Genomic DNA, 23286 nt, shown 5'->3' with positions numbered 1-23286 from the left:
TCAGACCATGGCCGCGCTCGGGGCGCCCAGGGCACGTGAGATGCCCTGGGCGGCGGTGCGCACCGCGTAGCTGAGCCGGCGCGGCTGCGCTTCGCGTTCGGGAAGCAGTACGCCGATCGCGGCCACCGCCTCGTCGCTCTCGTCGAAGATCGGAGCCGCCACCGCCACCAGCGTCTCCAGTTCGGCGCGGCGGAAGATGGCGACGCGTTCCCTGCGCAGTTCCGCCAGGGTCCGGCGCATCGCCGCGGCCGGGATCAGCCGCTTGTCGGGCTCACTGTGCAGCGGACGGGAGAGGATCTCCTCCTGTACGTCGACCGGCGCGAACGCGAGGAGCGCCAGGCCCATGCCGGTCGCGTGCAACGGCATCTTGCCGCCGACCCGGTAGTGCACCTGGACCGCGCTGTGGGCCGACAGGCGCTCGACCAGGGTCGCCTGCAGTCCCTCGCGCACCGCGAGCTGCACATGCTGACGTGTCACCGCGCCGAGGTCGCTCATGAAGGGCAGCGCGGTCTGGCGCAGGCCGTGCCCCCGTGGTGCCAGCGAGGCGATCTCGAGCAGGCGCAGCCCGATCGTGTAGTAGCCGGCCTCGTCCCGTTCGAGGGCACCCCACTCCAGCAGGCGGCCGGCCAAGCGCAGCGTGGTGCTGGTCGGTATGCCGCTGATCCGGCTCAGCTCGCGAAGACTGAGTCGGCGCCGGGTCGCGTCGAAGGCCGCCAGCAGGGCCAGGGCCCGGTCGACGACGGGCTCGCCGTGGGGCGGGCGCTTGCCCCTGGGCCGGGCGGGGGCGGCTGCGTCACTCACACGACACCTTTCGGAAACACGTTTCATTCAATGGCAATCATTGCTGACGGGTGTGAGGTGCGCCACCCATTCTTCTCGGCAAGTTGGGCGAAGGCCCCGACCTGGACACCCAAGAGGCTCCGATGACCGGCTTCAACTTCAAGCGCCTGGGGGTCAGCGCGCTGGCTCTGGCTTCGATCACCGTCTCCGTGACGGCCTGCGGCGGCTCGACCGACGGTGCGGGCGGTTCCCCCGGCACCGCACTCACCCTGGGATACGACTCGGATCCCGCTCCCCAGGGCTACGACCCGCTGCTCTACGGTGCCGGCCAGCGCCTCTTCTACGAATCGGTGTACCAGTCGCTCTTCGCCGAGGGCGCCGACGGACAGGCCGTCCCGGAACTGGTCTCGAGCTTCGGCTACAACAAGGCCAACACCCAGATGACGCTGAAGCTCAAGTCGGGTGTCACCTTCACCGACGGCTCAGAGCTCACCGCGCAGCTCGTCAAGGACAACCTCGACCGCCGCAGCAACTCCAAGCTCCAGTCGTACGCGGGCTTCGCGAAGGGCGGCGCCACGGAGATCAAGGACGTGAAGGCCGCGAGCACCGACACGGTCGTCCTCACCTTCGCGGCACCGCAGGCCACGTTCCAGACCAACCTGGCAGGCATCCCCGGCATGATCGTCGGGCAGCGGGCGATCAGCGACCCGAGCACGCTGAACCAGGGGCCCGACGGCTCCGGGCCGTACAGGATGACGGCCTCGGTCAAGGGCAGCAGCTACACCATGACCCGGCAGCCGGGGGCCGGCGCGACCACCCATCCGTTCAAGACGGTCGTGTACAAGGCCTACCTGGACAAGAACGCACGCCTGAACGCCCAGATCTCGGGCCAGACGGACGCGTCGATCATCGACACGTCGACGGAGCGGACAGCGGCGTCCAACCATGTCGCGCTCGCCAGGAACGGCGGCACGATGCTGGACATCCTGGTCTTCGACAAGAGCGGTGCGACATCCAGGCCGTTCGCCGACCCGGACGTCCGTCTGGCACTGAGCCACGCCATCGACCGCCAGGCTTTCGTCGACACCGTGGCCAAGGGGGCGGAGCCGACGGCCAACGCCTTCCCGAAGTCGTCGCCGGGCTACGTTCCCGGCCTCGACACGCGGTACGCCCACAGCACCACCAAGGCGAGGCAACTCCTCGCGAAGGCCGGATACCCGAAGGGCTTCTCGTTCACCGTCACGGCCAGCCCCACCGACAAGGCCGACCTGGAATTCCTGCAGAACCAGTTCAAGGCCGTCGGGGTCACGATGAAGATCGACGTCACCAGCTCGACCGACCAGATCTTCGCCGCGGTCAACACCCAGCCGCTGGGATTCATACCTCTGACGATGAGCAATGAGATCGGCATCACGGCCGGTGTCCTGGTGGGCGGCTTCGCCAACCCGCACAAGACGCAGTCCCCGGCCGTCGGCGCCGCCCTGGGCGCCGCGACGAACGCCGCCGCGTCGGACCGCCCCGCCGCCCTGCAGAAGCTGAACGAGGCGCTGATCGACGAGGGCTGGCTGATCCCGATCGCCGAGCAGTACGCGTACGTCGGCTACGACTCCAAGGCGCTCAAGGCGCCGGCCTTCCCCGGCACCGACGGCTACCCGCTCCTCAGCGCCTTCCGGCCGGTCGCCTGACAGCCCCTGCCACAGCCGCTCGTTCGGCGGCCCGGTGCGGACCGGCGTCCTTCGGCCGTCCGCCCGGGCCGACCACCGAGACAGATTCGAAGAGGACCTCTCATGCTCACCTACCTCGCCCGACGCTTCGGGCTCGGCGTCGTCACCGTGCTGGTGGCGTCGGTCTTGAGTTTTCTTCTGGTCCACGCCTCCGGAGGAAGTCCTGGCGTCATCACCGCGGGGGAAGGAGCGACCAAGGCCCAGATCGCCGCCGAGAACGATCGCCTCGGCTGGAACCGGTCGCTGACGGCGCAGTACGCGACCTGGCTGACGCACGCGGTCCGTGGTGACCTCGGCGCCTCGCTGATCGACGGCCACACCATCTGGCCGGACCTGACGCAGCGGCTGCCCGTCACCGCCTCGACGGCCGTCTTCGCGACGCTCGTCAGCGGCGTCCTCGGGATCCTGCCGGGAGTGCTCGCGGCGGTCCGCGGCGGCCGTCTCGACCGCGTGATCACCACGTTGAGCGGGATCACGCTCTCACTGCCGCAGTTCTGGGTGGGGATCGTGCTCGTCTACCTGATCGCGGTGAAGGGCCGCCTCCTGCCGGCCACCGGCTACGTCGCGTTCACCGCCTCGCCGTCGCAGTACGCCCGGAGTCTGACGCTCCCGGTGCTGGCGCTCGGCCTGACGGGCGCGGCGGTCATCGCGCGCACCACACGCGCCGGGATGGTCGACGCCCTGCGGCAGGAGCACATCCGTACCCTGCGTGCCCTCGGCACACCGCCCTGGCGGATCCGCTACCTCCACGCCCTGCGGTTCGCGGGCGCCCCGGTGGTGGCCGTGCTCGGCGTCCAGTTCATCGCCCTCTTCGGCGGCTCGGTGATCATCGAGCAGCTCTTCGCGCTGCCGGGCCTGGGACAGGCCGCGCAGAACGCGATCAACACCCATGACTTCCCGGCGGTCCAGGGCGTCGTCGTCATCGCGACCGTGGTGGTGGTCGCCACCAACCTGGTCCTCGACCTCGTCCTCGCCACCCTCGACCCGAAGGTGCGTGCCGCATGAGCGTCTCGACCGAGCCGATCCAACTGCCGTCCCCCGCCGAGCCGTCGACGCGCCGACGCCTTCCGCGCGGGCTGCGCCGACCGGGCACGATCGTCGCCGGCGCATGGCTGGTCCTGGTCGTTCTCGCCTCGGCCACCGCCCGCTGGTGGACTCCCTTCCCCGCCGGACACCAGGACCTCGGCCAGGTGCTCGGCGGACCGACCGCCAGGCATCTGCTGGGCACCGACGAACTGGGTCGCGACATCTTCTCGCGCCTGGTCGCCGGCGGCTGGATCTCGATCGGTCCGGCGTTGCTCGCCGTGGCCGTCGCCTTCGGCGTCGGGGTGCCGATGGCTCTCCTGGCGGCGGAACACGGCCGACGGGCCGAGTGGAGTTGCAGCCGGGTGGCCGAATTGCTCCTGGCGCTGCCCACCACGGTCATCCTGCTCGCGTTCGTCGGCTCCGTCGGCGTCCATGTCTGGGCGATCATGGCAGTGCTCGGTCTGCTGCTCTCCGCGCCCGTCTACCGGATACTCCTCGCACTGGCCCAGTCGCTGCGCACCCGGCTGTACGTCGACGCGGCGAAGGCCAACGGGGTCGGATCGCTCCAGGTGAACCTGCGCCATGTCCTGCCGGGGCTGGCCACCACCATCGCCGTCCAGGCGGCCCAGCTCTTCGCCCTGGGCATCCTGATCGAGGCCGGACTCGCCTTCATGGGCTACGGGCCCGCGGTACCGACGCCCAGTTGGGGCGGGCTGATAGGCGACGCGCAGCAGCACATCTACGACGACCCGTGGATGATGGTGCCGACCGGAGTCGTCCTCGCGCTCACCGTCATCGCGGCCAACCAGATCGCCGACTCGTCGGCCGGGGAGCGCGAGCGGACCGCGCCGGCGCGCAAGCCCGCCCGCCGGACGGGCCGGATCGCCCCGACCGGCGTACGGCCGAGTGCGGCCAGGACGAGCGATGCGCTGCTCGAGGTGCGCGACCTGCATGTCGGTGTCGACGACGGACCCGAGCTGGTGAGCGGCGTCTCGGTGCGCATCAGGCCCGGCACCGTACTGGGCCTGGTGGGTGAGTCGGGCTGCGGCAAGACGATGACGGCCCGCTCCCTGCTGGGGCTGCTGCCGGACGGCGTCGCCGTGACCGAGGGCTCCATCCACTTCGGCGGCCGGGACCTGGTCGGCCTGACCGAGCGCGAACTGCGAGCCGTTCGCGGCCGCGAGATCGCCATGATCTCGCAGGAGCCGATGGTCGCCCTGGATCCGATGTTCTCCGTCGGATACCAACTGACCCGGCCGATCCGCCGCTTCCGCGGCGTCGGTCGCCGCGAGGCGCGCCGCGCGGCCCTCGACCTGCTCGCCCAGGTGGGCATCGTCGACCCCCAGCGGGTCCTGCGCAGTCATCCCCACGAACTCTCCGGCGGCATGGCACAGCGCGTCTGCATCGCGCTGGCCCTCACCGGCTCACCGAAACTGCTGATCGCCGACGAGCCCACCACCGCGCTCGACGTCACCGTGCAGGCCGAGATCCTCAGCCTGCTGCGTTCACTGGTGCGGACCTCGGACCTCTCCGTGGTGCTGGTCAGCCACGACCTCGGTGTGGTGGCCGACCTGTGCGACGACATCGCGGTGATGTACGCGGGTCAGGTCGTCGAGTCGGGCACCGTCACCGCAGTCCTCGACGACGCCGCACACCCCTACACCGGCGCGTTGCTGAGCGCGAACCCCCACATTCCGCGGGGCGAAGCGGTGCCCGACCGACTGCCGTCCATCCGGGGCACGGTGCCGGCGCCCGAGGACTGGCCCGACGGCTGCCGGTTCGCACGGCGCTGCGCCCTGGCCACCTCCCGGTGTCACGAACCGATCGAGGCGGCACCGGCACACCGCGACGGCACCGTGCGGTGCGTCCACCCGCTGTCCACGGCGACGACCGTCGCCCCGAGCGAACCCGGAGCCGCCCGATGAACCGGCCCGCCCTCTCCGTCCGCGACCTCGTCGTCCACTACGGACGGCGCCGCAGGACACCTCCGGCGATCGACCACGTCAGCTTCGACATCGCCCCGGGCGAGACACTGGGCCTGGTCGGAGAGTCCGGCTCGGGCAAGTCCACCATCGGCAAAGCCGTCCTGGGCCTCCAGCCGCCGACCTCCGGCTCCGTCCTCCTCGACGGCGTGGACATCACCAGGGCGTCGTCGCGGCAGCGCCGGGTCAGCGCGATCGACCTGCGGGTCGTCTTCCAGGACCCGTACTCGTCGCTCAACCCCGCCCGGACCATAGGCCAGACGCTGGTCGAACCCCTGCGTGTGCTGCGGGTGCCGAAGCCGGAACAGTGGCAGCGGGCCCGTGCGGCGCTCGAGGCCGTCGGACTGCCGGGCGACGCGATCGACCGCTACCCGGCGCAGTTCTCCGGCGGCCAGCGTCAGCGGGTGGCGATCGCCCGGGCGCTGGTCTGCGACCCGAAGGTGATCGTGCTCGACGAGCCGGTCAGCGCCCTCGATCTGTCGACCCAGGCCCAGGTGCTGAACCTGCTCGCCGATCTGCGCGACCAGCGCCGGCTCGCGCTGCTGTTCATCGCGCACGACCTCGGCGTGGTGCGGTTCCTCTCCCAGCGCGTCGTGGTGCTCTACCGCGGCCGGGCGATGGAGGCGGGCGACGTCGAGGCGGTCACCCAGCGGCCGCGGCACCCGTACACGGTGGCTCTCACCGCGGCGGCGCCCGTGCCGCACCCGGCCGAGCAGCAAGCGCGCCGCGCCGCTCGGGAAGCGCTCGGCATCGGCGCGGCGGGCACGGCCGTCGCGGCCGCGGCCGGATGCCCGTTCGCGAGCCGTTGTCCGCTCGCCGTGGACGAGTGCCGACGCTCGCGTCCGCCACTGGTCCCGGCGGGCGACTCGCAAGCCGCCTGCCATCGCGTCGGCGAGGTGCCCGCCCTGCTCGCCACCCGCTGACGACCGCTCATCACCACGACGACGATGGAGAGACCCATGCACCGATTCCCCGCCGACTTCCTCTGGGGCGTGGCAGGCGCCGGACACCAGAACGAAGGTGACAACGTCACCAGCGACTGCTGGTTCGCCGAGAACGTGACGCCGACCGTCTTCCAGGAGAGGTCCGGCAAGGCCTGCAACGGGTGGGAGCGGTGGCGCGAGGACGTCGACCTCGCGGCCGGGATGCATCTCACCGCCTACCGGTTCTCGGTCGAGTGGGCACGGATCGAGCCGGCCGAGGGCGAGTTCTCCACCGAGGCGCTCGCCCACTACGAGGAGATCGTCGACCACTGCCTCGAGCGCGGTCTGGCACCGGTGGTCACGTTCCAGCACTTCGTCGCTCCCCACTGGTTCGCGATGCAGGGCGGATGGCTCGGCGAACGGGCTCCGGAGCGCTTCGCCCGGTTCTGCGACCGGGTGATGTCCGCGTTCGGCGACCGGATCGCCGCGGCCGTGACGATGAACGAGCCCAATCTGCCGCCCATGCTGGCCTGGGCGGGACTCCCCGACGTCGTGCGTGACCTCGAGCGCGCCACGCTCGAAGCGTGCGCCCGGGCCGCGGGCGTCGAACGCTACCGACTCACCAACATCACCGTCGCCGAGGAGGCCGACGCCCTCTTCGCCGGACAGGCGGCGGGCCATCGGGCCGCCCGAGCCGCGATCAAGGCCCGCCGGCCGGATCTGCCGACCGGCCTGTCGATCGCGATCGTCGACGACCTGGTCCACGGCACCGACGCCACGCTGCGGGACCGCAAACGAGCCGAGGTCTACCAGCCGTGGCTGGAGATCGCTCGCGAGGACGACTTCGTCGGGATCCAGAACTACGAGCGGCACTACTACGACGCCGAGGGCGCCGTGAACGCCGACGGCACTGCGGCGCAGGGCGGCGTGATGAACCGCACCGACCCGGCCTCGCTGGGCAGTTGTGCCCGCTACGCCCACGCGGTGAGCGGCGTTCCCGTCATGGTGACCGAGCACGGCATCCAGGCCGACGACGACACCGAGCGGGCGGCCTTCATCGAGCCGTCGCTGGAAGGTCTCCAGCAAGCCATGACCGACGGCGTCCCGGTGCTCGGCTACTTCCACTGGACCCTGATGGACAACTTCGAGTGGATCTTCGGCTTCGGCCCCCGGTTCGGCCTGCACAGTGTCGACCCGGTGACCTTCGACCGCACGCCGAAACCCAGCGCGGGCGTCTACGGCGCGCTCGTGGCGGACCTGCGCCATGGATGAGATCTCGGTGGTGCGCTTCGAGCACCGGGACGACCCCCTCGGCATCGGCGAGGAGCGCCCCCGCCTCTCCTGGCAGATCGCCGGCCGGCCCGGCTGGCGGCAGACCGCCTACGAGCTCACGATCGGCGAGGAGTTCTTCCACGTCGAGTCGGCGGACTCGGTGCTGGTGCCCTGGCCGGCCACGCCGCTGGAGCCCAGGGAGGCGCGCGAGGTCCGGGCGCGCGTGATCGGCGCGGACGGGGAGGTCTCCGACTGGAGCGACCCCGTGACCGTCGAACGCGGGCTGACCGTGCGCGAATGGCAGGCCGCCCTGATCGAGCCCGCTCACGACGAACGCGGCCCCGCGGCCTTGCTGCGCCGCTCGTTCACGGCGCGAGGGGACGTCGTCCGCGCGAGGCTCCACATCACCGCGCACGGCATGTACCAGGCCGAACTCAACGGTGAGCGAGTCGGGGACCACACGCTGACACCGGGCTGGACCAGCTACCGGCACCGGCTGCGCCACCAGACGTACGACGTCACAGCGATGCTCCGGGCCGGCGAGAACGCCATCGGCGTACAGGTCGCCGACGGCTGGTGGCGCGGCCGCGTGGGATTCGTACCCGAGTGGCGTGACACGTACGGCAGTTCGCTCGGTCTGCTGGCGCAGCTGGAGATCGAGTACGCCGACGGCCGCCGCCAGGTGGTCGCGACCGACGACAACTGGCGGTCGGCCACCGGGCCGATCCGCAAGGCCGATCTCTACGAGGGCGAGACGTACGACGCGACGAAGGAGAGGCCCGGATGGTCGTCCCCCGGGTACGACGAACGAGAGTGGGCCGGGGTCCGACGTGGGCAGAGGGACCTCGCCACCCTCGTGGCGCCGACCGGGCCACCCGTCCGCGCGATCGAGGAGCGCACCGCGATGGAGACGATCACCACTCCCTCGGGCCGCACCGTGCTGGACTTCGGGCAGAACATGGTCGGGCGCCTGCGCATCTCGGTACGGGGCCGCCGCGGCTCGACGATCACGATGCGTCACGCCGAGGTGCTGGAGAACGGCGAACTCGGGGTGCGGCCGCTGCGCACCGCCGAGGCGACCGACCGCTACATCCTGCGCGGTGACCTCGAGGGCGAACGCTGGGAACCGTCCTTCACCCTCCACGGCTTTCGCTACGCCGAGGTCGGCGGCGACTACGACGACCTCGACGCCGTCGCCGTCGTCTACCACTCCGACATGCGCCGCACCGGATGGTTCGAGTGCTCCGAGCCCATGCTGAACCAGCTCCACGCGAACGTCGTCTGGGGCATGCGCGGGAACTTCGTCGACATCCCGACGGACTGCCCGCAACGTGACGAACGGCTGGGCTGGACCGGCGACGTCCAGGTCTTCGCCCCGACCTCCTCCTACCTCTACGACAGCGCCGGACTTCTCACGTCGTGGCTGGCGGATCTCTCGGCGGACCAGACCGAAACCGGCGTCGTACCGCTGTTCGTGCCACGGGTCGACTTCCCCGGCCCCTTCGCGGATCCCGCGCCGACGGCCGGCTGGAGCGACGCCGCGGTGATCGTGCCCTGGGTCCTCTTCCAGCGCTTCGGGGACACGGGGCTGCTGCGCCGCCAGTACGCGAGCATGCGGGCCTGGGTCGACGGGCTCACCGACCTGCTCGGTCCCGCCGGCCTCTTCGACAAGCCGGCCCTTCAGCTAGGGGACTGGCTGGACCCGGCCGCGCCGCCGGACGCGCCGTGGCGTGCCGAGACGGACGCGCATCTGGTGGCCACCGCCTACCGGGCCCACGTGGCCGACACGATGGCCCGCATCGCCGAGGTGATCGGGCAGGAGGCGGACGCGGCGAAGTACGCCGAACTCGCCGACGGCGTGCGTCAGGCGTTCCACGACGAGTTCGTCACCCAGAACGGCAGGATCGCCGGTTCGGGACAGACCGGCTACGCGCTCGCCCTGGAGTTCGGCCTCCTGACCGACGCCGATCAGCGTGCCCGTGCCGCCGGACAACTGGTCCGGCTGGTACGGGAGAAGGAGCACAAAGTGGCCACCGGTTTCCTCGGAACGCCGGTGATCTGTGACGCGCTCACCTCCGCGGGAGCGGTCGACGACGCCTACCGGATGCTGCTCCAGACCGAATGCCCGTCCTGGTTGTACCCGGTGACGATGGGCGCCACCACGATCTGGGAACGATGGGACTCGATGCTCCCGGACGGCTCGATCAACCCCGGTGAGATGACGTCGTTCAACCACTACGCACTGGGCGCGGTGGCCGACTGGATGCACCGCGTGGTGGCGGGGCTCGCGCCGGGATCGCCGGGCTACCGGACCCTGCTCGTCGAGCCGCGTCCCGGCGGCGGGCTCACCTGGGCCCGCACCGCGCACCGCACGCCGTACGGGCTCGCCGAGGTCGCCTGGGAACGCGCTGCCGGTGAGCTGCGGGTGCGGGTGACCGTGCCGACCGGCTCGACCGCTGTCGTCGCGCTGCCGGGGGCCGAGCGGCAGGAGGTCGGCTGCGGGCAGCATCGCTTCGCCGTGCCCTACCGGGACCCGGCGGACGACCCCCGGTGGCGCCCTGCGGCGCCATGGCCTCCCGACGAGCCGACGGGGTGAGCGAGATCTGAGGTTCGACGGGAGGGAGGAACACGAGCGGGGCCGGGTGGCCGAGCGTCACGCAGCAGACCGCCGCCCGTCCCCGTGGCCCCACCCACGCAGAGGGTCGGAGGAGAGAGGTGCGCGAGGGCGGTGGTGCGGCTGTGGGAGCGCGTCGAGACCGTCCTGTCCGCGCATGACGACGCGAGCCCGCCCGGCGGCCGCGAGGCCCGTCTCGTCGATCCGGCCCGGCGGGCCCACGTGGCACGTCCGGCTTTTCCACGACCTCACCACCGAACCGCTCGAGCAGATCGTTGCCCGGTGGCTCAAGCCCGATGCACCGGAGACCGGAAAACGAGGATCCACCTCTCGAGCGTCCGCGTCGACGACCAGGACCGGGCCCTGCGCTTCTGCACGGAGGTGCCGGGGTTCGTGAAGAAGCACGAGGTCCCGCTCGGCGAGCACCGGTGGCCGACCGTGGTCTCGCCCGAGGGCCCGGAGGGCACCGAGCTGGTGCTGGAGCCCGCCCGGCGCGGTGTTCCGCCGGAGCGCGAACGGGCCCGGGAAGCGCCCGCTCCGAGCGCCTGGCCCCGTTCCGGGGCCTGCGGCGGGCCGGGAGGCTCAGCGGAAGGCGGCGACACCGGTCACCGCGCCGCCGATGACCAGCGAGTGGACCTCGCTGGTGCCTTCGTAGGTGAGGACCGACTCGAGGTTGTTGGCGTGACGTAGCACCGGGTATTCGAGGGTGATGCCGTTCGCGCCGAGGACGGTGCGGCACTCGCGGGCGATCGCGATCGCCTCCCGGACGTTGTTGAGCTTGCCGACGCTGATCCGCTCCGGGGTGATCCGGCCCGCGTCCTTCAGGCGGCCCAGATGCACGGCGAGCAGCATGCCCTTGCCGAGTTCCAGGGACATGTCGGCCAGCTTCTGCTGGGTGAGCTGGAAGCCGGCCAGCGGGCGGTCGAAGACGGTGCGGTCGCCGGCGTACGAGATCGCCGTCTCCAGGCAGTCCCGGGCGGCGCCCAGCGCGCCGAAGACGATGCCGAACCTGGCTTCGTTGAGGCAGCCGAGCGGACCGGACAGGCCCCGGGCCTGGGGCAGCATCGCGTCCGCGGGGAGGCGGACGCCCTCCAGGACCAGCTCGCTCGTGACGGAGGCCCGCAGGGACAGCTTCTGCTTGATGTCGTTGCGGGTGAAGCCGGGAGTACCCGCGGGGACGAGGAAGCCGCGCACGCCGTCGTCGGTGCGGGCCCAGACCACCGCCACGTCCGACACCGAGCCGTTGGTGATCCACATCTTGGTGCCGTCGAGGATCCAGTCGGATCCGTCGCGCGTGGCGCGGGTGCGCATGGAACCGGGGTCGGAGCCAGCGTCCGGTTCGGTCAGCCCGAAGCATCCGATGAGGCGGCCGGCGGCCATGCCGGGCAGCCACTGCTGCTTCTGCTCCTCGGAGCCGTACTTCCAGATCGCGTACATCGCCAGCGAGCCCTGGACGGAGACCAGGCTGCGCAGGCCGGAGTCGACGGCTTCCAGCTCCATGCAGGCGAGGCCGTAGGCGACCGCGCTGGTGCCGGCGCAGCCGTAGCCCTGCAGATGCATGCCGAGGACGCCCAACTCGCCGAGGGAGAGGGCGAGTTCGCGGGCCGGAACGGCGCCCGTCTCGAACCATTCGGCGACGTGCGGCCGTAGCTCGCGGTCGCCCATGGCGCGGACGGTGTCGCGGATGTCGCGCTCCTCGTCGCTGAGCAGGGTGTCGATTGCGAACAGATCGAGGGGGTGCACGGGCTGGGCGGACACGGGCTCTCCTGACGTGCTGACAACGGTGAGGGGCGGCGCTAGCATGCCGGTCATGGATATCGGATCTCGGATGTTGGATCCAATTCGGATCGTAGCCGCACGCCCAGTGCTTGCCAAGACATGAAGGGAGCCCGCATGTCACCCGACCGAACGGCCCCGCCCGGCGCCCTGTCCGGGATCGTCGTCGCGGACTTCGGCCGCGTGCTGGCCGCCCCGTACCTGACGATGCTCCTGGCGGACCTCGGCGCCGAGGTCGTCAAGATCGAACGCCCGGTCACCGGCGACGAGACCCGGGCCTGGGGCCCGCCCTACGCCGACGGCGAGGCGACCTACTTCCTGGGCGTCAACCGCAACAAGCGTTCCGTCGCCCTGGACCTGACCGACGACCGCGACCGGGCCGCCGCACGGGACATCGCCGTCCGCGCCGACGTGCTCGTGGAGAACTTCCGGCCGGGCACCATGGAGCGCCTCGGCCTCGGCTACGAGGAGCTGAGCGCCCTCAACCCCGGCCTGGTCTACTGCTCGGTCACCGGCTTCGGGACGGACGGCGGCGCCGCGCTGCCCGGATACGACCTGCTGGTCCAGGCGATGGGCGGCCTGATGAGCGTCACCGGCGAGCCGGACGGATCCGGCACCAAGGCCGGTGTCGCCCTCGTCGACGTCATCACCGGACTGCACGCGGGCATGGGCGTGCTGGCCGCGCTGCGCCACCGCGAGCGCACGGGGGAGGGGCAGCGGGTGGAGGTCTCCCTGCTCGCCTCGCTCCTCTCCGCGCTCAGCAACCAGTCCTCGGCGTACGTCGCCGGCGGGATCGTCCCGCGGGCCATGGGCAACCGGCACCCGTCCATCGCGCCGTACGAAGTGGTGGAGGCGGCCGACCGGCCCCTCGCCCTCGCCGTCGGCAACGACCGGCAGTTCGCGGCGCTCTGCCGCGAGCTGGGTGTCCCGGAACTGTCCGACGACCCGCGCTTCGCGACCAATCCGGCCCGGGTCGCCCACCGCGAGGACCTGCTCGCCGCACTCGACGCACCGCTGCGCACGCGTCCGGCGCAGACATGGTTCGAGGTCCTCACCGCCGTCGGCGTTCCGTGCGGACCGATCAACGATCTCGCGGCGGCCTTCGAACTCGCCGACGGGCTCGGTCTGCAAGCCCGGGTCACGATCCGCGATCCGCGGCGCGACCAGCCGGTGGAGCAGGTCGCCAACCCCATCCGGCTGGGTGCCACGCCCGCCGCCTACCACAGCGCGCCGCCGAGGCTCGGCGAGCACACCGACGAGGTCCTCGCCCGGTTCGGGCGGCGTCCCGGCCCTCCGGACGCGACTTCGTGGACCGTCCGCCCGAACGCCCCGCGTCCGCAGGGTGCCGCCGTCAGGCGACCGGACCACTGACCCGCCGATCTGTCCCACCGGCCTGAAATCCCGGCCACGACGGCATTATTGGAGAGCCCCGCCATGACCAGCCCGACCCCGAGGCGGCGACCGCCCACCACCCAGCAGTTCGTGCTGGGGGAGCTCAGACGGGCCATCACCAGCGGACAGTTGGAGCCGGGCGCACCGGTCCGGCAGGACGCGCTGGCCGAGCGGCTCGGCGTCAGCAGGCTCCCTCTGCGGGAGGCCCTGAAGACCCTGGAGGCGGAGGGTCTGGTGCGCCACGAGGCGCACCGCGGCTACTTCGTCGCCGTCCTGTCCCTGGTCGACCTCCGCGAGGTCTACCGGCTGCGGGAGATCCTGGAGGCCGAGGCCGTACGGCAGGCGGGCGCGCGGTGGGACGCGGCGACGACGCAGGCGCTGGAGGCGGCCCAGGGCGAGGTGGAGTCCGCGGCGCAGGCAGCCGACGTCACCGCGATGACGCGGGCGAACCGTGACTTCCACTTCATCCTCTACGAGGCGGCGGGCATGCCGCGCCTGGTCCGGCTGATCGCCACCCTGTGGGACACCACCGACGCCTACCGCGCCCTGTACTACGCCGAAGAGGGCCACCGCGACCATGTGCTGCGTGAGCACCGCATGGTGCTGGACGCGCTGCGGGCCGGGCAGGTGGAGGAAGCGGTACGCCTGCTCGACGAGCACCGGGGGCACGCGGTGGCCGCGTTGGAAGGGATCCTGCGGGACAACTGACGCAGGCCGCCGCCCTGTCGGCCTCGGCGTCGGGGGGCCGCAGGCATACGGCCGGGACGGGAGACTCCCCGGTCCCGCCCGCGGGGCCGGTACGGCGCGAGGACCGCGCCGTACCGCTCTACAGCCTGCGTGAGAGGACCGCCAGCAGCAGGGCCGCCCGGTCCTGGGCCGATTCCAGGTCGAGGCCGGTGAGTTCCGACACGCGTGCCATGCGGTGGCGCAAGGTGTGCCGGTGCACCCCCAGCGCCCGGGAAGCCGGCTCCCACCCGCCGTTGTGCTGCAGGAAGGCCTCCAACGACTGGTAGAGCACCGGATGTTCCTCGAGCGGCGTCAGCAGGCCGTCGGCCAGATGACCGACGGCCGTGCGCACGCCGGCGTCCGCGAGCAGCGCGGGAAGCCGCAACTGCCCGTAACGCGCCACTCGCCGACGATCCGCCTTCGCCTGGGCGGCCGCGTATCGTGCGGCGCGCAGCGCGGCGGACAGGTCGTCCGGTGCCGCGGAGCCGCTGACCCCGATGGTCACGTCGGCCGCTTCGAGAGTGTCCAGCACCACGTCCAGATCCGCGATGCGGGTCACGACCACCACGCCGTCCTCTTCCTCCCGCAGGAGATAGGGACACGAGGCGAGGCCGTCGAGGCCGCGTGCGGCCTGCTGCACGAGGACCGGCCGCTGGTATCTGGCCTGGAGCAACAGCAGGACCACCAGTCGGTCGGACGGCGCGAAGCCGAGGTGGCGCAGAGACCGGTGCGCGGCCTGCGCGGTGAGGCCGCCGTCGAGCAGTGTGCCCAGGACGGCCGCGCGCAGCGCCCGGTGAGCTTCCACGGCCTCCTGCGGCCGTTCGAGTTCCAGCGACAGCAGCGAGGCCGCGTGGGTGAGCAGCAACTGGTCGAGGGGCGTGAACTCCGCGTCGGCCGCCACCGCCAGCAGCCCGCGCCGGGTCCCGGCGACCCCGAGCGACTGGACCATGAGATGCCTGCTCCCGTCGCGGACGCTCAGCCCCAGCGGTCCCGCCGCCCGGCCGCCGTCCGAACCGACTTCGGCCCGCACCCGGTCGACCAGAGCGGCGCCGTCCCCGGGCGCCGCTCCGAGAACTCGTTGATGGGCGTCGGTCACCGCGACCTCGGCGTCGAGCGCCTTGGCCAGGTGCCGCAGGATGCCGGGGATGCCCTTGCCGAGTGCGGCCCTGGTCATCTGGTGCTGGTGGGCCAGCACCCGTCTGAAGGCCGCGTTCTGCTCCTGCGCCAGTGCCGCGGCGACAGCCTGGCTGACGGCCAGGAACGGTGTGGCCAACGGGACTTCCACCAACACCAGGCCGCGGGCCGCGCATTGCTTGACGAGCGCCGTCGGCGCGCGGTCGTAGCTCAGGCCGGTGCCGAAGCCGATCCCGGTGACCTTCCCGTCGGCCAGCCGGTCGGCGTACTCGCGCTGCGCCTGTGCGGAGCGGCCGAGCCGCAGACCGGTGGTCAGCACGAGTTCGCCGCCCTGCAGCCAGGGGGTCGGATCGGGCAACTCCACGGCGTGCGCCCACCGTACGACCCGCTGCGCATCCCCGGTGAGCAGGCGAAGGCCCAGCCCGGGAAGGCCGAGGAGATCGGCGACGGTCACCGGCATGTCAACGCTCCGGACAGCACTGGTCCAGGACATCGCGTCCCTGGACAGGTTGGAGCGGCGGCGAGGCTGAATCTCAACGATTCGGCGCGGCTGCCGCCGAGTGGCGGAAACCTAACATGACCCCACTCGAACGGGGCTGCGAAGCCTTCCCGTCGAGCCTCCGAGAACAGACCTGGGAGCCCCGATGGCCGAAACCGATGCATTGAGAACGGGCGACGAATCCTCTCCGCCGGAGGACGACGCCGCCGCGCTGGCCGCCCTCGGCTACACCTCCGAGTACAAGAGGGAGATGAGCCTTTGGGGCAACTTCGCCCTCGGTTTCACATACCTCTCGCCCGTCGTCGGCGTCTACACCCTGTTCGGCTTCGCCCTGGCCACCGGCGGCCCGCCGATGATCTGGAGCCTGGTCATCGCGGGCGTCGGCCAGTTGCTCGTCTCCCTGGTGTACGGCGAGATCGTCTCCCAGTTCCCGGTGTCCGGGGGCATCTACCCGTGGGCACGCAGACTGTGGGGACGCCGCTGGGCCTGGATGGCGGGCTGGGTGTACGCGCTGGCACTGCTGGCGACCATCGCCTCGGTCAGCTACGGCGCCGGCCCGTTCGTCGCGCTGATCCTGGGATTCGCACCCGGGACCACCAGCACCGTCCTGTGCGCCCTCGCCGTCATCCTCATCGCCACCCTGCTCAACCTCGGCGGTACCCGGGTCATGACCTCGGCCGCCATCTTCGGCTTCGCCGCCGAACTGGCGGGTGCCGTCGTGGTGGGGATCTGGCTGCTGACCACCCACCGCGAGCACGGTCTGGGCGTCGTGCTGCACACCTTCGGCGCCGGGTCGTCGGGCTCGTACACCTCCGCCTTCCTCGCCTCCGGGCTGGTCGGCCTCTACCTCTACTACGGCTTCGAGGCCTGCGGTGACGTCGCGGAGGAGGTCAGCGACCCCAGCCGGCGCATCCCCAAGTCGATGCGCATGACGATCTACGTCGGCGGTGCCGCCGCGACCTTCGTGGCCGTCGCCCTGCTGCTCGCGGTGCCCGACTTCGGGGCCGTGATCAGCGGCCAGGACGCCGACCCCGTGTACACGGTCCTGCGCGGCGCCTTCGGCGACATCGGCACCCGGATCGTGCTCTGCGTCGTACTGATCTCGTTCCTGTCCTGTGCCCTGAGCCTGCAGGCCGCCGGCAGCCGGCTGCTGCAGTCCTACGCCCGCGACCGCATGATCTTCGGCAGCACGTACCTGGCCCGGTTCTCCCCGGCCCGGCACGTGCCCCCGTACGCGCTGGCCGTGACCGCGATCCTGCCCGCGCTGGTGATCCTCGGCTCGACGGTCTCCGCCAACGCGCTGACCCGGATCGTCTCCTTCGCCGCGCTGGGGATCTACGTCGGCTTCCAGATGGTCGTCCTGGCCGCGCTGCGGGCACGGCTGAGGGGCTGGCGGCCCAGCGGTACGTTCCGCCTCGGTGCCTGGGGACTGCCGGTGAACATCGCCGCCCTGGTCTACGGAGTGGCGGCCGCGGTCAACATGGCGTGGCCGCGCACCCCGGACGCGGCCTGGTACGACAACTACCTGGTGATCATCTCGGCTGCCCTCGTCATCGGCCTGGGCCTGGTGTACCTGTTCGTCGCCAAGCCCGACCGGCGCAGCCAGGCCCCCGCGGGCGACGCCATCCCGAGCTGACGGACCACATGAGGGCGCCGCCCGCGCGCGGCCCTCGGCGGCGCCCTCATGCCTCGTGCCGACGATCCGAAAAGCCCACTCCGTGTCCGGTCTCCATGAGGGGCCCGGACTTGTACGACTGCACCGCTGAGCAGGGGATGAAGACGCCCGGGCCACCGTCGTCCCGGGCGATGAGGGGGAGGGGTCGAAGGCGGGAGCCTTGTTGCCGATGCGGACGACTCGGATGTGGGGGACACAGGAGCGCGATCGGCAGGATCACGACCCCTTCCAGCCGGCCGCGGTCACGCCGTGCGGCGGATCCACGTCCGGGCGAGCTCCGCGATCCAGGCGGCGGCCGCGTCGGGAGCGGGTGGGGGCGCGCCGACGACCACGACTTCCGTGACGCCCGCTGCCGCGAGGCCCGGCAGGTCCTCCGGTGTGCCGTCGCTCAACGCGACGGCAACCGCGAACCCGTCGAAGGCGCGACCGTGGCACGCGCATTCGTCGGCGAGGACGGCGACGCGCGAACGGACCTCGGCCACCGCAAGGTTGAAGCCGTACCAGCCGTCGGCGAGCGTGACGGCGCGGCGCAGGGCCGCGTCGCTGTTGCCGCCGAGGACGACCGGCAGTCGGCCGCCGCGCAGGGGCTTCGGGTTGACCCGGATCGCCTCGAAACGGGTGAACTCCCCCGCGAAGGAGGCCGGGTCATCGGTCCAGACCGTACGCATCGCGGCGAGGTACTCCTCGGTCCGCCGCCCGCGCCCGACGAAGGGGACTCCGAGCGCCGCGAACTCCTCGGCGGACCAGCCGATCCCGACCCCGAGGGTGAACCTCCCGGCTGAGAGCACGTCGAGTGTTGCGGCCTGCTTGGCGACCACGATCGGGTTGTGTTCGGGCAGCAGGAGGACACCGGTGGCCAGTTCGATCCGGCTGGTGACCGCCGCCGCGAAGCTCAGAGCGAGCAACGGGTCCAGCCAGTCGGCGTCGGAAGGCACGGCGATCCGACCGTCGGCGGAGTAGGGGTAGGGGGAGACGGGCGCATCCACGAGCACCACGTGCTCGCCGCACCAGAGCCTGGCGAAGCCGTGTGCCTCCGCGGCTGCGGCCACCGCCCGGATGACCTCCGGGCGGGCACCGTCACCGATGCCGAGCGCGTGCAGACCCACCCGCATCCGCCACCTCCTGGCGTCACCCTAGAAGCCGAGCGCGGACGTCCTCAGGCGACTTGGCATGCCGCGCCCGGAGCCGGTGCTGCGTGTCACCCGGACGGGCGAGGCCACCGAAGAGACCGGCCGCGGCCGCCCCCTCACCGCCACCAGATCCACAGCACGAACCTGACGAAGCACCACCAGGCCCTGTTCCTCCAAGGAGGCAGGTAGCTCTCTGCTGTCGCGCGGCGACCCATTGTCACGAGATCGTCACGACAGGCGTGCCTCCCTGGTCGATGTGCCAGCGTGACAACTGATCATTTTTCTGGACCCAGGGGGGATCCTTTGCACCGTACGTTCCCGGCCGCCCTCGCGCTGGCCGCCTTGGCGCTCGTCACCGGCTGCTCCGGCGATGACACCGGAGCCTCCGGCGCCGACGGGCGGCAACCACAGGGCATCTCGACCGGCCGGCAGCTTCCCGACTCCTCCGATGCGGCCGATCCCGATGCGACCGATCCGGATGGCACCGATTCCGGTGGCTCGGACGGGCAAGCGGGTCAGAACCAGGAGTACGCCGATCCCGCCGCCCAGTGCCTCAACGCAGTTCTCGCGACCATGGACGGCAGCGTGCCTGGTGAATGCGAGGGCTTGACGGACGACCAGGTGGCCCAGGTGCAAGAGGGCTTGCAGATCTTCGAGGAGGGCCAAAAGAAGGCCAACGAGATGTTGGTCGACTCGGTCGGCTGATCCGGCCCGGCCGGGCGCACCACACTCGCTCGGCCGGTCGGCGCTTGCGAGGCCTCTCCTCCTCGGGCGGGTACGTTGAGCGGCAGTCCCCCGGAGGGCGGCCGGGTTCGTCGGGGAATTCCCTGGTGCAGGGGGACGACCCTGCCGCCGCCCCGTGAGTCACGGCTCCGGATCTCACTTCGTTCCGGGCTGGACGAGTTTGAAGGCCATTCTGGCGGCGGCGCGTTGGGCCGACTGCCGCAGCCGGACGGGGGCGGGGCGCCTCGGCGGGGCGACGGACGCCGCCGAGGCGAAGCGGGGGAAAAGAGTTTCGGCACTGGTGCGGTTGACGGCTTCCGACTGCCCCGGAGTGAGGAACGTGTCGAGGCCGTTGGCGAAGTACTGGCCGGCCGGGGTGGGGGCGAAGGGCCAGTCGCTGCCGAAGAGGACGTGTCCGGGGCGGGCGAAGGCGAGGAGTGTGGGGAGCGCGGCGGGGCTGGAGGACAGGGCGGTGTCGAAGTAGAAGGAGCGGAAGTCGTCCAGTACGTCCAGCGGGCTGCGCCCGGCGTCGGAGGCGATGGTGACGGCCATCCGGTGGGAGGCGTACGGCACGAATCCGCCGGCGTGGCCGAGGACGAACCGGATGCGGGGGAACCTCCGGATCACGCCGTTGCGGACGAGGAGGTACGCGGCGCGGGTCGTGTCGAGGAGGAAGTCGGCGGCGAAGGGCGGTACGCCCTCGACCGGGGGAGCCGGGAGTTCGGCTGGGTGGACGAACACCACCGCGCCGCGTTCGTCCAGCGTCTGCCACAACTCGTCCTGGTCCGGAGCTCCCAGGTAGGTGCCTGCGTTGTTGGCGAGGAGGGTGACGCCGTCGGCTCCCGCCTCGTCCAGGGCGCGTGCCGCCTCGCGGGCCGCTACCGCGGTGTCCGGGAGCGGCACGGTGGCGAAGTAGCCGAAGGCGGGGGCGTGTTCGGCAGTCAGTTCGGCGCAGTGGTCGTTGAGACGCCGAGCCAGGGCGGCTGCTTCTCCAGGGTCGGTTAGGAACCCGACACCGGGGGTCGAGACGGAGAGGATCGCGCTGCGGGTGCCGAGCAGTTCCATCAGTTCCAGGGCCGACTCGACACTCCAGGAAGGCAGTTGGCGCCCGCCGGCCTCACCGATGCCCGCTGCCGTGAGCGCGTCACGGTAGAAGGCGGGCACCAGATGCTGGTGGACGTCGATTCGCTGAAGCGCAGAGGTCATGAGGAAGCGGCCTTTCGCGAGATGCGCGTGGCAGGGCGGGAGGGAGGACGGGCCTGTCGGTCGCGGCGGCGTGCGTGAGGGGCGGCGGCGAGGCGACCACGGGTGACGCCGACGCGTCGGGTCGTACGCCGAGGTGCGTGCCGCGGAGAGTGGCGGCCGCGCGGCTCGGCTCGCGTACCGCAGCGGAACCACGGACCGGCCCGAGTCGTCCCTGAGGGCCGGGCGGTGAGGGGGCTGACGCTATACACGAGGCCGCGTTCGTGACAAGGCGTCGGCGGCGGTCGAGAACGGTGACGACGGCTCCGCCCGACGACGGGGCCGCCCCGTTCACCCCTCGCTCAGGCGGACCGCCAGGTCGTGCACCGAGCGGGCGTGCAGCTCGAACATGGCCACCAGATCCATGGGGTCGCCGCCGATCTCCTGCTGCACGAACAGGCCGTCCGCGCCCGCGATGGCGTAGGTGGTGAGCGTGCGGACCGCCGCATCGTCCAGGCCGGGGAAGAGCCTGGTGACGGTCTCGGCGATCTTGCGGGAGGCGACGTCGCGCACCTGCAGGAAGACGGTCCGGCCGCGCGGTTCGACGGGTCGCCGCTCCAGGGCGAGCATCAGGCCGAGCCTCAGGAAGTCCGGCTGGTCCACCAGCGACCTCGCCACCCGGGCCGCCATGGCCGTGGCCTGCTCCAGGGTGGTCCCCGACTCCTCGCCCGGCAGGAGCACCGCGGCCAGCCAGGTGTCGAAGCTGCGCTCGATCACCGCCGCGATCAGGTCGTCCTTGTCCTTGAAGTGCCAGTAGATCGAGCTGGCGGGCAGCCCGCACTTGGTGCTGACCGCGGCGATCGACGTCCCCTCGTACCCGCGCTCACCGGCGATGTCGGCGGCTGCGTCGAGGATGCGCTGCCGTGACTCCACCCCGTTGGCCCGCTTCCGGCGCACTGTCTGTGGCCTGGTCATGTGACGTCCCTCCTGTCGCACCCGGGCCTTGACCGTATACCCGAGCCGTGCTTAGCGTAGCGCTCGTTCCAATTGGAGTGAACGCTACATCAAGGATGAAGCGAGGTGACCTGATGTCAGCGGACGGCATCCGGATCAGAGCAGGGGACGACGAGCCGTACGACGTCGTGGTGATCGGCTACGGCCCCACGGGGGTGACCGCGGCCAACCTGTTGGGAGCCATGGGCCTGCGGGTTCTCGTCCTGGAACGGGAACCGGAGGTGTTCTCCCGGGCCCGGGCCATCTCCACCGACGAGGAGGTCGTCCGGATCTGGCAGCGCATCGGGCTGGCCGAACGCCTCAAGCAGGACATGCTGACCGAACGGCCCGTCGACTTCGTGGATGCCGGTGGCCGGTCCTTCCTCAGCGCCCGTCCCACGCCGCGCGGCCACGGCCATCCACCGCAGATGTTCATCTACCAGCCGGCGCTGGAACAGGTTCTGCGTGACGGGGTGGAGCGCTATCCCAACGTCGAGGTGCTGCTGAGCCACGAGTGCCTGAGGCTGCAGCAGGACGCCGACGGGGTCGAGCTGACGGCGGTCGGCACGGCCGACGACTCCGTGCGCCGGATCCGCGCCGCGTACGTGATCGCCGCCGACGGCGGCTCCAGCCTCACCCGCGCCCAGTTGAACATCGGCTACGAGGGGCGGACGTACGAGGACCGCTGGGTGGTCATCGACACCAAGATGCTCAAGCCGTGGCCCGGCCACGACAAACTGCGGTTCCACTGCGACCCGGCGCGTCCGGCCGTGGACTGCCCCACCCCGCTCGGCCACCACCGGTGGGAGTTCCCCATCCTGCCCGGAGACGACGAACAGCGGCTGACCACCGAGGAGGCGGTGTACACCCTGGTCTCCCGCTACGGGATCGCACGGGACGCCGTCAAGGTGCTCAGGGCCACGGTCTACAGCCACCACGTCCGCTTCGCCGCCCGCTTCCGCTCCGGCCGGGTCTTCCTCGCGGGCGACGCCGCCCACGCGATGCCGCCGTGGATCGGACAGGGCATGGCGGCCGGCGTCCGTGACGTGGCCAACCTGTGCTGGAAACTCGACGCGGTACTGCGCCGCGAACTGCCGCAAGCCGTCCTCGACAGCTACGAGACCGAACGGAAACCGCACGTCAAGGAGGTGACCCGGCGGGCCGTGTTCGTCGGCCGCATCATCACCGAGCGGCGCCCGAAGGTCGCCGCGACCCGCGACCGGGTGCTGCGCACGCTGGGCCGGATCCCCGGCTTCAGCGACTGGACGCAGGACTCCCACTGGATCCCGGTGGCCCGCTACGCACAGGGTCTACAGGCGCACCCCCGCACCAAGGCGTCCGGACTCCAGGTCCCCCAGCCCTGGGTGACCGGCCCGGACGGCGACCGCGTACGCCTCGACGACGTGCTCGACGGCCGCTGGCTGCTCCTGCACGCGCGCACCGCCACAGCCCGGCCGGCCTGGGACCGGCTGGGCGTTCCCTCCCTGACGGTCACGCCCCGCGGCTCCCGGCCCGCCGAGGGCACGCTCGTCGACAGTGACGGAACCCTGCTGCCCTGGATGGAGTCGCGCGGCGCCGCGACGCTCGCCCTGCGCCCCGACGCCTACGTCTACGCCTCCGGGCGCGAGCGGCTGCCCGCCCCGCCGGACGGATTCGCACCCGCGGGCAGCACGGCCCCGGCCGGGACGGCCACGATCCCGGCTCCGACGATCACCGCACACTGAGGACCGAAGCC

General features: G+C 71.6%; 18 protein-coding genes. 12 read left to right on the top strand and 6 right to left on the bottom strand.

The genetic code is table 11. The annotated features are described in order from the left end of the window. Nucleotides 1-801: an IclR family transcriptional regulator gene (locus ACWC24_RS19415; RefSeq protein WP_450664055.1), complete on the bottom strand. Its 801-nt coding sequence runs from the start codon at nucleotides 799-801 to the stop codon at nucleotides 1-3. Between the two features lie 122 nt (nucleotides 802-923). Here ACWC24_RS19415 and ACWC24_RS19410 point away from each other — a divergent pair, with 122 nt between their 5' ends. The 7 genes from ACWC24_RS19410 (at nucleotide 924) to ACWC24_RS19380 (ending at nucleotide 11011) form a co-directional block, all read left to right on the top strand. Then, nucleotides 924-2465: an ABC transporter substrate-binding protein gene (locus tag ACWC24_RS19410; RefSeq protein ID WP_450664054.1), complete on the top strand. Its 1542-nt coding sequence runs from the start codon at nucleotides 924-926 to the stop codon at nucleotides 2463-2465. Between the two features lie 102 nt (nucleotides 2466-2567). Then, entirely contained in the window at nucleotides 2568-3509 is a 942-nt protein-coding gene (locus ACWC24_RS19405; RefSeq protein WP_450664053.1) for an ABC transporter permease, read from the top strand. Further along, nucleotides 3506-5455: a dipeptide/oligopeptide/nickel ABC transporter permease/ATP-binding protein gene (locus tag ACWC24_RS19400; RefSeq protein WP_450664052.1), complete on the top strand. Its 1950-nt coding sequence runs from the start codon at nucleotides 3506-3508 to the stop codon at nucleotides 5453-5455. The genes ACWC24_RS19405 and ACWC24_RS19400 overlap by 4 nt, the downstream gene beginning before the upstream one ends. After that, complete coding sequence (locus ACWC24_RS19395; RefSeq protein ID WP_450664051.1) at nucleotides 5452-6435, top strand: ABC transporter ATP-binding protein; 984 nt, start codon at nucleotides 5452-5454, stop codon at nucleotides 6433-6435. Before ACWC24_RS19400 ends, ACWC24_RS19395 begins: the two co-directional genes overlap by 4 nt. A gap of 36 nt (nucleotides 6436-6471) precedes the next feature. Next, the gene (locus ACWC24_RS19390) at nucleotides 6472-7707 is read left to right on the top strand and encodes a family 1 glycosylhydrolase (protein ID WP_450664050.1); all 1236 of its coding nucleotides are present in this window, start codon (nucleotides 6472-6474) and stop codon (nucleotides 7705-7707) included. Further along, nucleotides 7700-10303 carry a glycoside hydrolase family 78 protein gene (locus tag ACWC24_RS19385; protein ID WP_450664049.1) on the top strand — a complete coding sequence of 868 codons (2604 nt, stop codon included), beginning with the start codon at nucleotides 7700-7702 and terminating at the stop codon, nucleotides 10301-10303. The genes ACWC24_RS19390 and ACWC24_RS19385 overlap by 8 nt, the downstream gene beginning before the upstream one ends. A 300-nt stretch (nucleotides 10304-10603) precedes the next feature. Beyond that, nucleotides 10604-11011: a VOC family protein gene (locus tag ACWC24_RS19380; RefSeq protein WP_450664048.1), complete on the top strand. Its 408-nt coding sequence runs from the start codon at nucleotides 10604-10606 to the stop codon at nucleotides 11009-11011. Here ACWC24_RS19380 and ACWC24_RS19375 read toward each other — a convergent pair. Then, nucleotides 10904-12124: an acyl-CoA dehydrogenase family protein gene (locus tag ACWC24_RS19375; protein ID WP_450664114.1), complete on the bottom strand. Its 1221-nt coding sequence runs from the start codon at nucleotides 12122-12124 to the stop codon at nucleotides 10904-10906. The two genes, ACWC24_RS19380 and ACWC24_RS19375, sit on opposite strands and share 108 nt — an antisense overlap. A gap of 90 nt (nucleotides 12125-12214) precedes the next feature. On the opposite strand from ACWC24_RS19375, the gene ACWC24_RS19370 reads away from it, so the two are divergent. Both ACWC24_RS19370 and ACWC24_RS19365 read left to right on the top strand, forming a co-directional pair. After that, nucleotides 12215-13468, top strand: a complete 1254-nt coding sequence (locus tag ACWC24_RS19370; RefSeq protein ID WP_450664047.1) for a CaiB/BaiF CoA transferase family protein — start codon at nucleotides 12215-12217, stop codon at nucleotides 13466-13468. Between the two features lie 63 nt (nucleotides 13469-13531). Then, nucleotides 13532-14197, top strand: coding sequence for a GntR family transcriptional regulator (locus ACWC24_RS19365; protein ID WP_450664046.1), 666 nt, complete (start codon nucleotides 13532-13534; stop codon nucleotides 14195-14197). Nucleotides 14198-14315: 118 nt separating this feature from the next. Here ACWC24_RS19365 and ACWC24_RS19360 read toward each other — a convergent pair whose 3' ends face one another. After that, nucleotides 14316-15809, bottom strand: a complete 1494-nt coding sequence (locus ACWC24_RS19360; RefSeq protein ID WP_450664045.1) for a PucR family transcriptional regulator — start codon at nucleotides 15807-15809, stop codon at nucleotides 14316-14318. Nucleotides 15810-15993: 184 nt separating this feature from the next. On the opposite strand from ACWC24_RS19360, the gene ACWC24_RS19355 reads away from it, so the two are divergent. Next, entirely contained in the window at nucleotides 15994-17484 is a 1491-nt protein-coding gene (locus tag ACWC24_RS19355; RefSeq protein WP_450664044.1) for an APC family permease, read from the top strand. 281 nt (nucleotides 17485-17765) lie between these two features. On the opposite strand, the gene ACWC24_RS19350 is transcribed toward ACWC24_RS19355, so the two are convergent. Next, complete coding sequence (locus tag ACWC24_RS19350) at nucleotides 17766-18635, bottom strand: LLM class F420-dependent oxidoreductase (protein WP_450664043.1); 870 nt, start codon at nucleotides 18633-18635, stop codon at nucleotides 17766-17768. A gap of 321 nt (nucleotides 18636-18956) precedes the next feature. On the opposite strand from ACWC24_RS19350, the gene ACWC24_RS19345 reads away from it, so the two are divergent. After that, entirely contained in the window at nucleotides 18957-19358 is a 402-nt protein-coding gene (locus ACWC24_RS19345; RefSeq protein WP_450664042.1) for a hypothetical protein, read from the top strand. A 174-nt stretch (nucleotides 19359-19532) separates the two neighbouring features. Here the strand turns inward: ACWC24_RS19345 and ACWC24_RS19340 are convergent, their stop codons facing one another. Together ACWC24_RS19340 and ACWC24_RS19335 are read right to left on the bottom strand one after the other, a co-directional pair. Next, nucleotides 19533-20582 carry an amidohydrolase family protein gene (locus ACWC24_RS19340; protein ID WP_450664041.1) on the bottom strand — a complete coding sequence of 350 codons (1050 nt, stop codon included), beginning with the start codon at nucleotides 20580-20582 and terminating at the stop codon, nucleotides 19533-19535. Between the two features lie 327 nt (nucleotides 20583-20909). Further along, on the bottom strand, nucleotides 20910-21533 hold the full coding sequence (locus tag ACWC24_RS19335; RefSeq protein WP_450664040.1) for a TetR family transcriptional regulator: 624 nt from the start codon (nucleotides 21531-21533) through the stop codon (nucleotides 20910-20912). Between the two features lie 113 nt (nucleotides 21534-21646). Between ACWC24_RS19335 and ACWC24_RS19330 the strand changes: the two genes are divergently transcribed. Continuing rightward, a complete protein-coding gene (locus ACWC24_RS19330) occupies nucleotides 21647-23275 on the top strand; it encodes a bifunctional 3-(3-hydroxy-phenyl)propionate/3-hydroxycinnamic acid hydroxylase (RefSeq protein WP_450664039.1) in 1629 nt (542 codons plus the stop codon). The last annotated feature ends 11 nt before the right edge of the window (nucleotides 23276-23286 follow it).

The sequence above is a fragment of the Streptomyces sp. NPDC001443 genome (assembly GCF_053597355.1).
This window is presented reverse-complemented; position numbering and strand designations above follow the sequence as displayed.

Coding starts and splice junctions, on each gene's coding strand:
- ACWC24_RS19410 (WP_450664054.1), top strand. CDS start 924: ATGACCGGCTTCAACTTCAAGCGCCTGGGGGTCAGCGCGCTGGCTCTG.
- ACWC24_RS19405 (WP_450664053.1), top strand. CDS start 2,568: ATGCTCACCTACCTCGCCCGACGCTTCGGGCTCGGCGTCGTCACCGTG.
- ACWC24_RS19400 (WP_450664052.1), top strand. CDS start 3,506: ATGAGCGTCTCGACCGAGCCGATCCAACTGCCGTCCCCCGCCGAGCCG.
- ACWC24_RS19395 (WP_450664051.1), top strand. CDS start 5,452: ATGAACCGGCCCGCCCTCTCCGTCCGCGACCTCGTCGTCCACTACGGA.
- ACWC24_RS19390 (WP_450664050.1), top strand. CDS start 6,472: ATGCACCGATTCCCCGCCGACTTCCTCTGGGGCGTGGCAGGCGCCGGA.
- ACWC24_RS19385 (WP_450664049.1), top strand. CDS start 7,700: ATGGATGAGATCTCGGTGGTGCGCTTCGAGCACCGGGACGACCCCCTC.
- ACWC24_RS19375 (WP_450664114.1), bottom strand. CDS start 12,124: ATGCTAGCGCCGCCCCTCACCGTTGTCAGCACGTCAGGAGAGCCCGTG.
- ACWC24_RS19370 (WP_450664047.1), top strand. CDS start 12,215: ATGTCACCCGACCGAACGGCCCCGCCCGGCGCCCTGTCCGGGATCGTC.
- ACWC24_RS19365 (WP_450664046.1), top strand. CDS start 13,532: ATGACCAGCCCGACCCCGAGGCGGCGACCGCCCACCACCCAGCAGTTC.
- ACWC24_RS19360 (WP_450664045.1), bottom strand. CDS start 15,809: ATGCCGGTGACCGTCGCCGATCTCCTCGGCCTTCCCGGGCTGGGCCTT.
- ACWC24_RS19355 (WP_450664044.1), top strand. CDS start 15,994: ATGGCCGAAACCGATGCATTGAGAACGGGCGACGAATCCTCTCCGCCG.
- ACWC24_RS19350 (WP_450664043.1), bottom strand. CDS start 18,635: ATGCGGGTGGGTCTGCACGCGCTCGGCATCGGTGACGGTGCCCGCCCG.
- ACWC24_RS19340 (WP_450664041.1), bottom strand. CDS start 20,582: ATGACCTCTGCGCTTCAGCGAATCGACGTCCACCAGCATCTGGTGCCC.
- ACWC24_RS19335 (WP_450664040.1), bottom strand. CDS start 21,533: ATGACCAGGCCACAGACAGTGCGCCGGAAGCGGGCCAACGGGGTGGAG.
- ACWC24_RS19330 (WP_450664039.1), top strand. CDS start 21,647: ATGTCAGCGGACGGCATCCGGATCAGAGCAGGGGACGACGAGCCGTAC.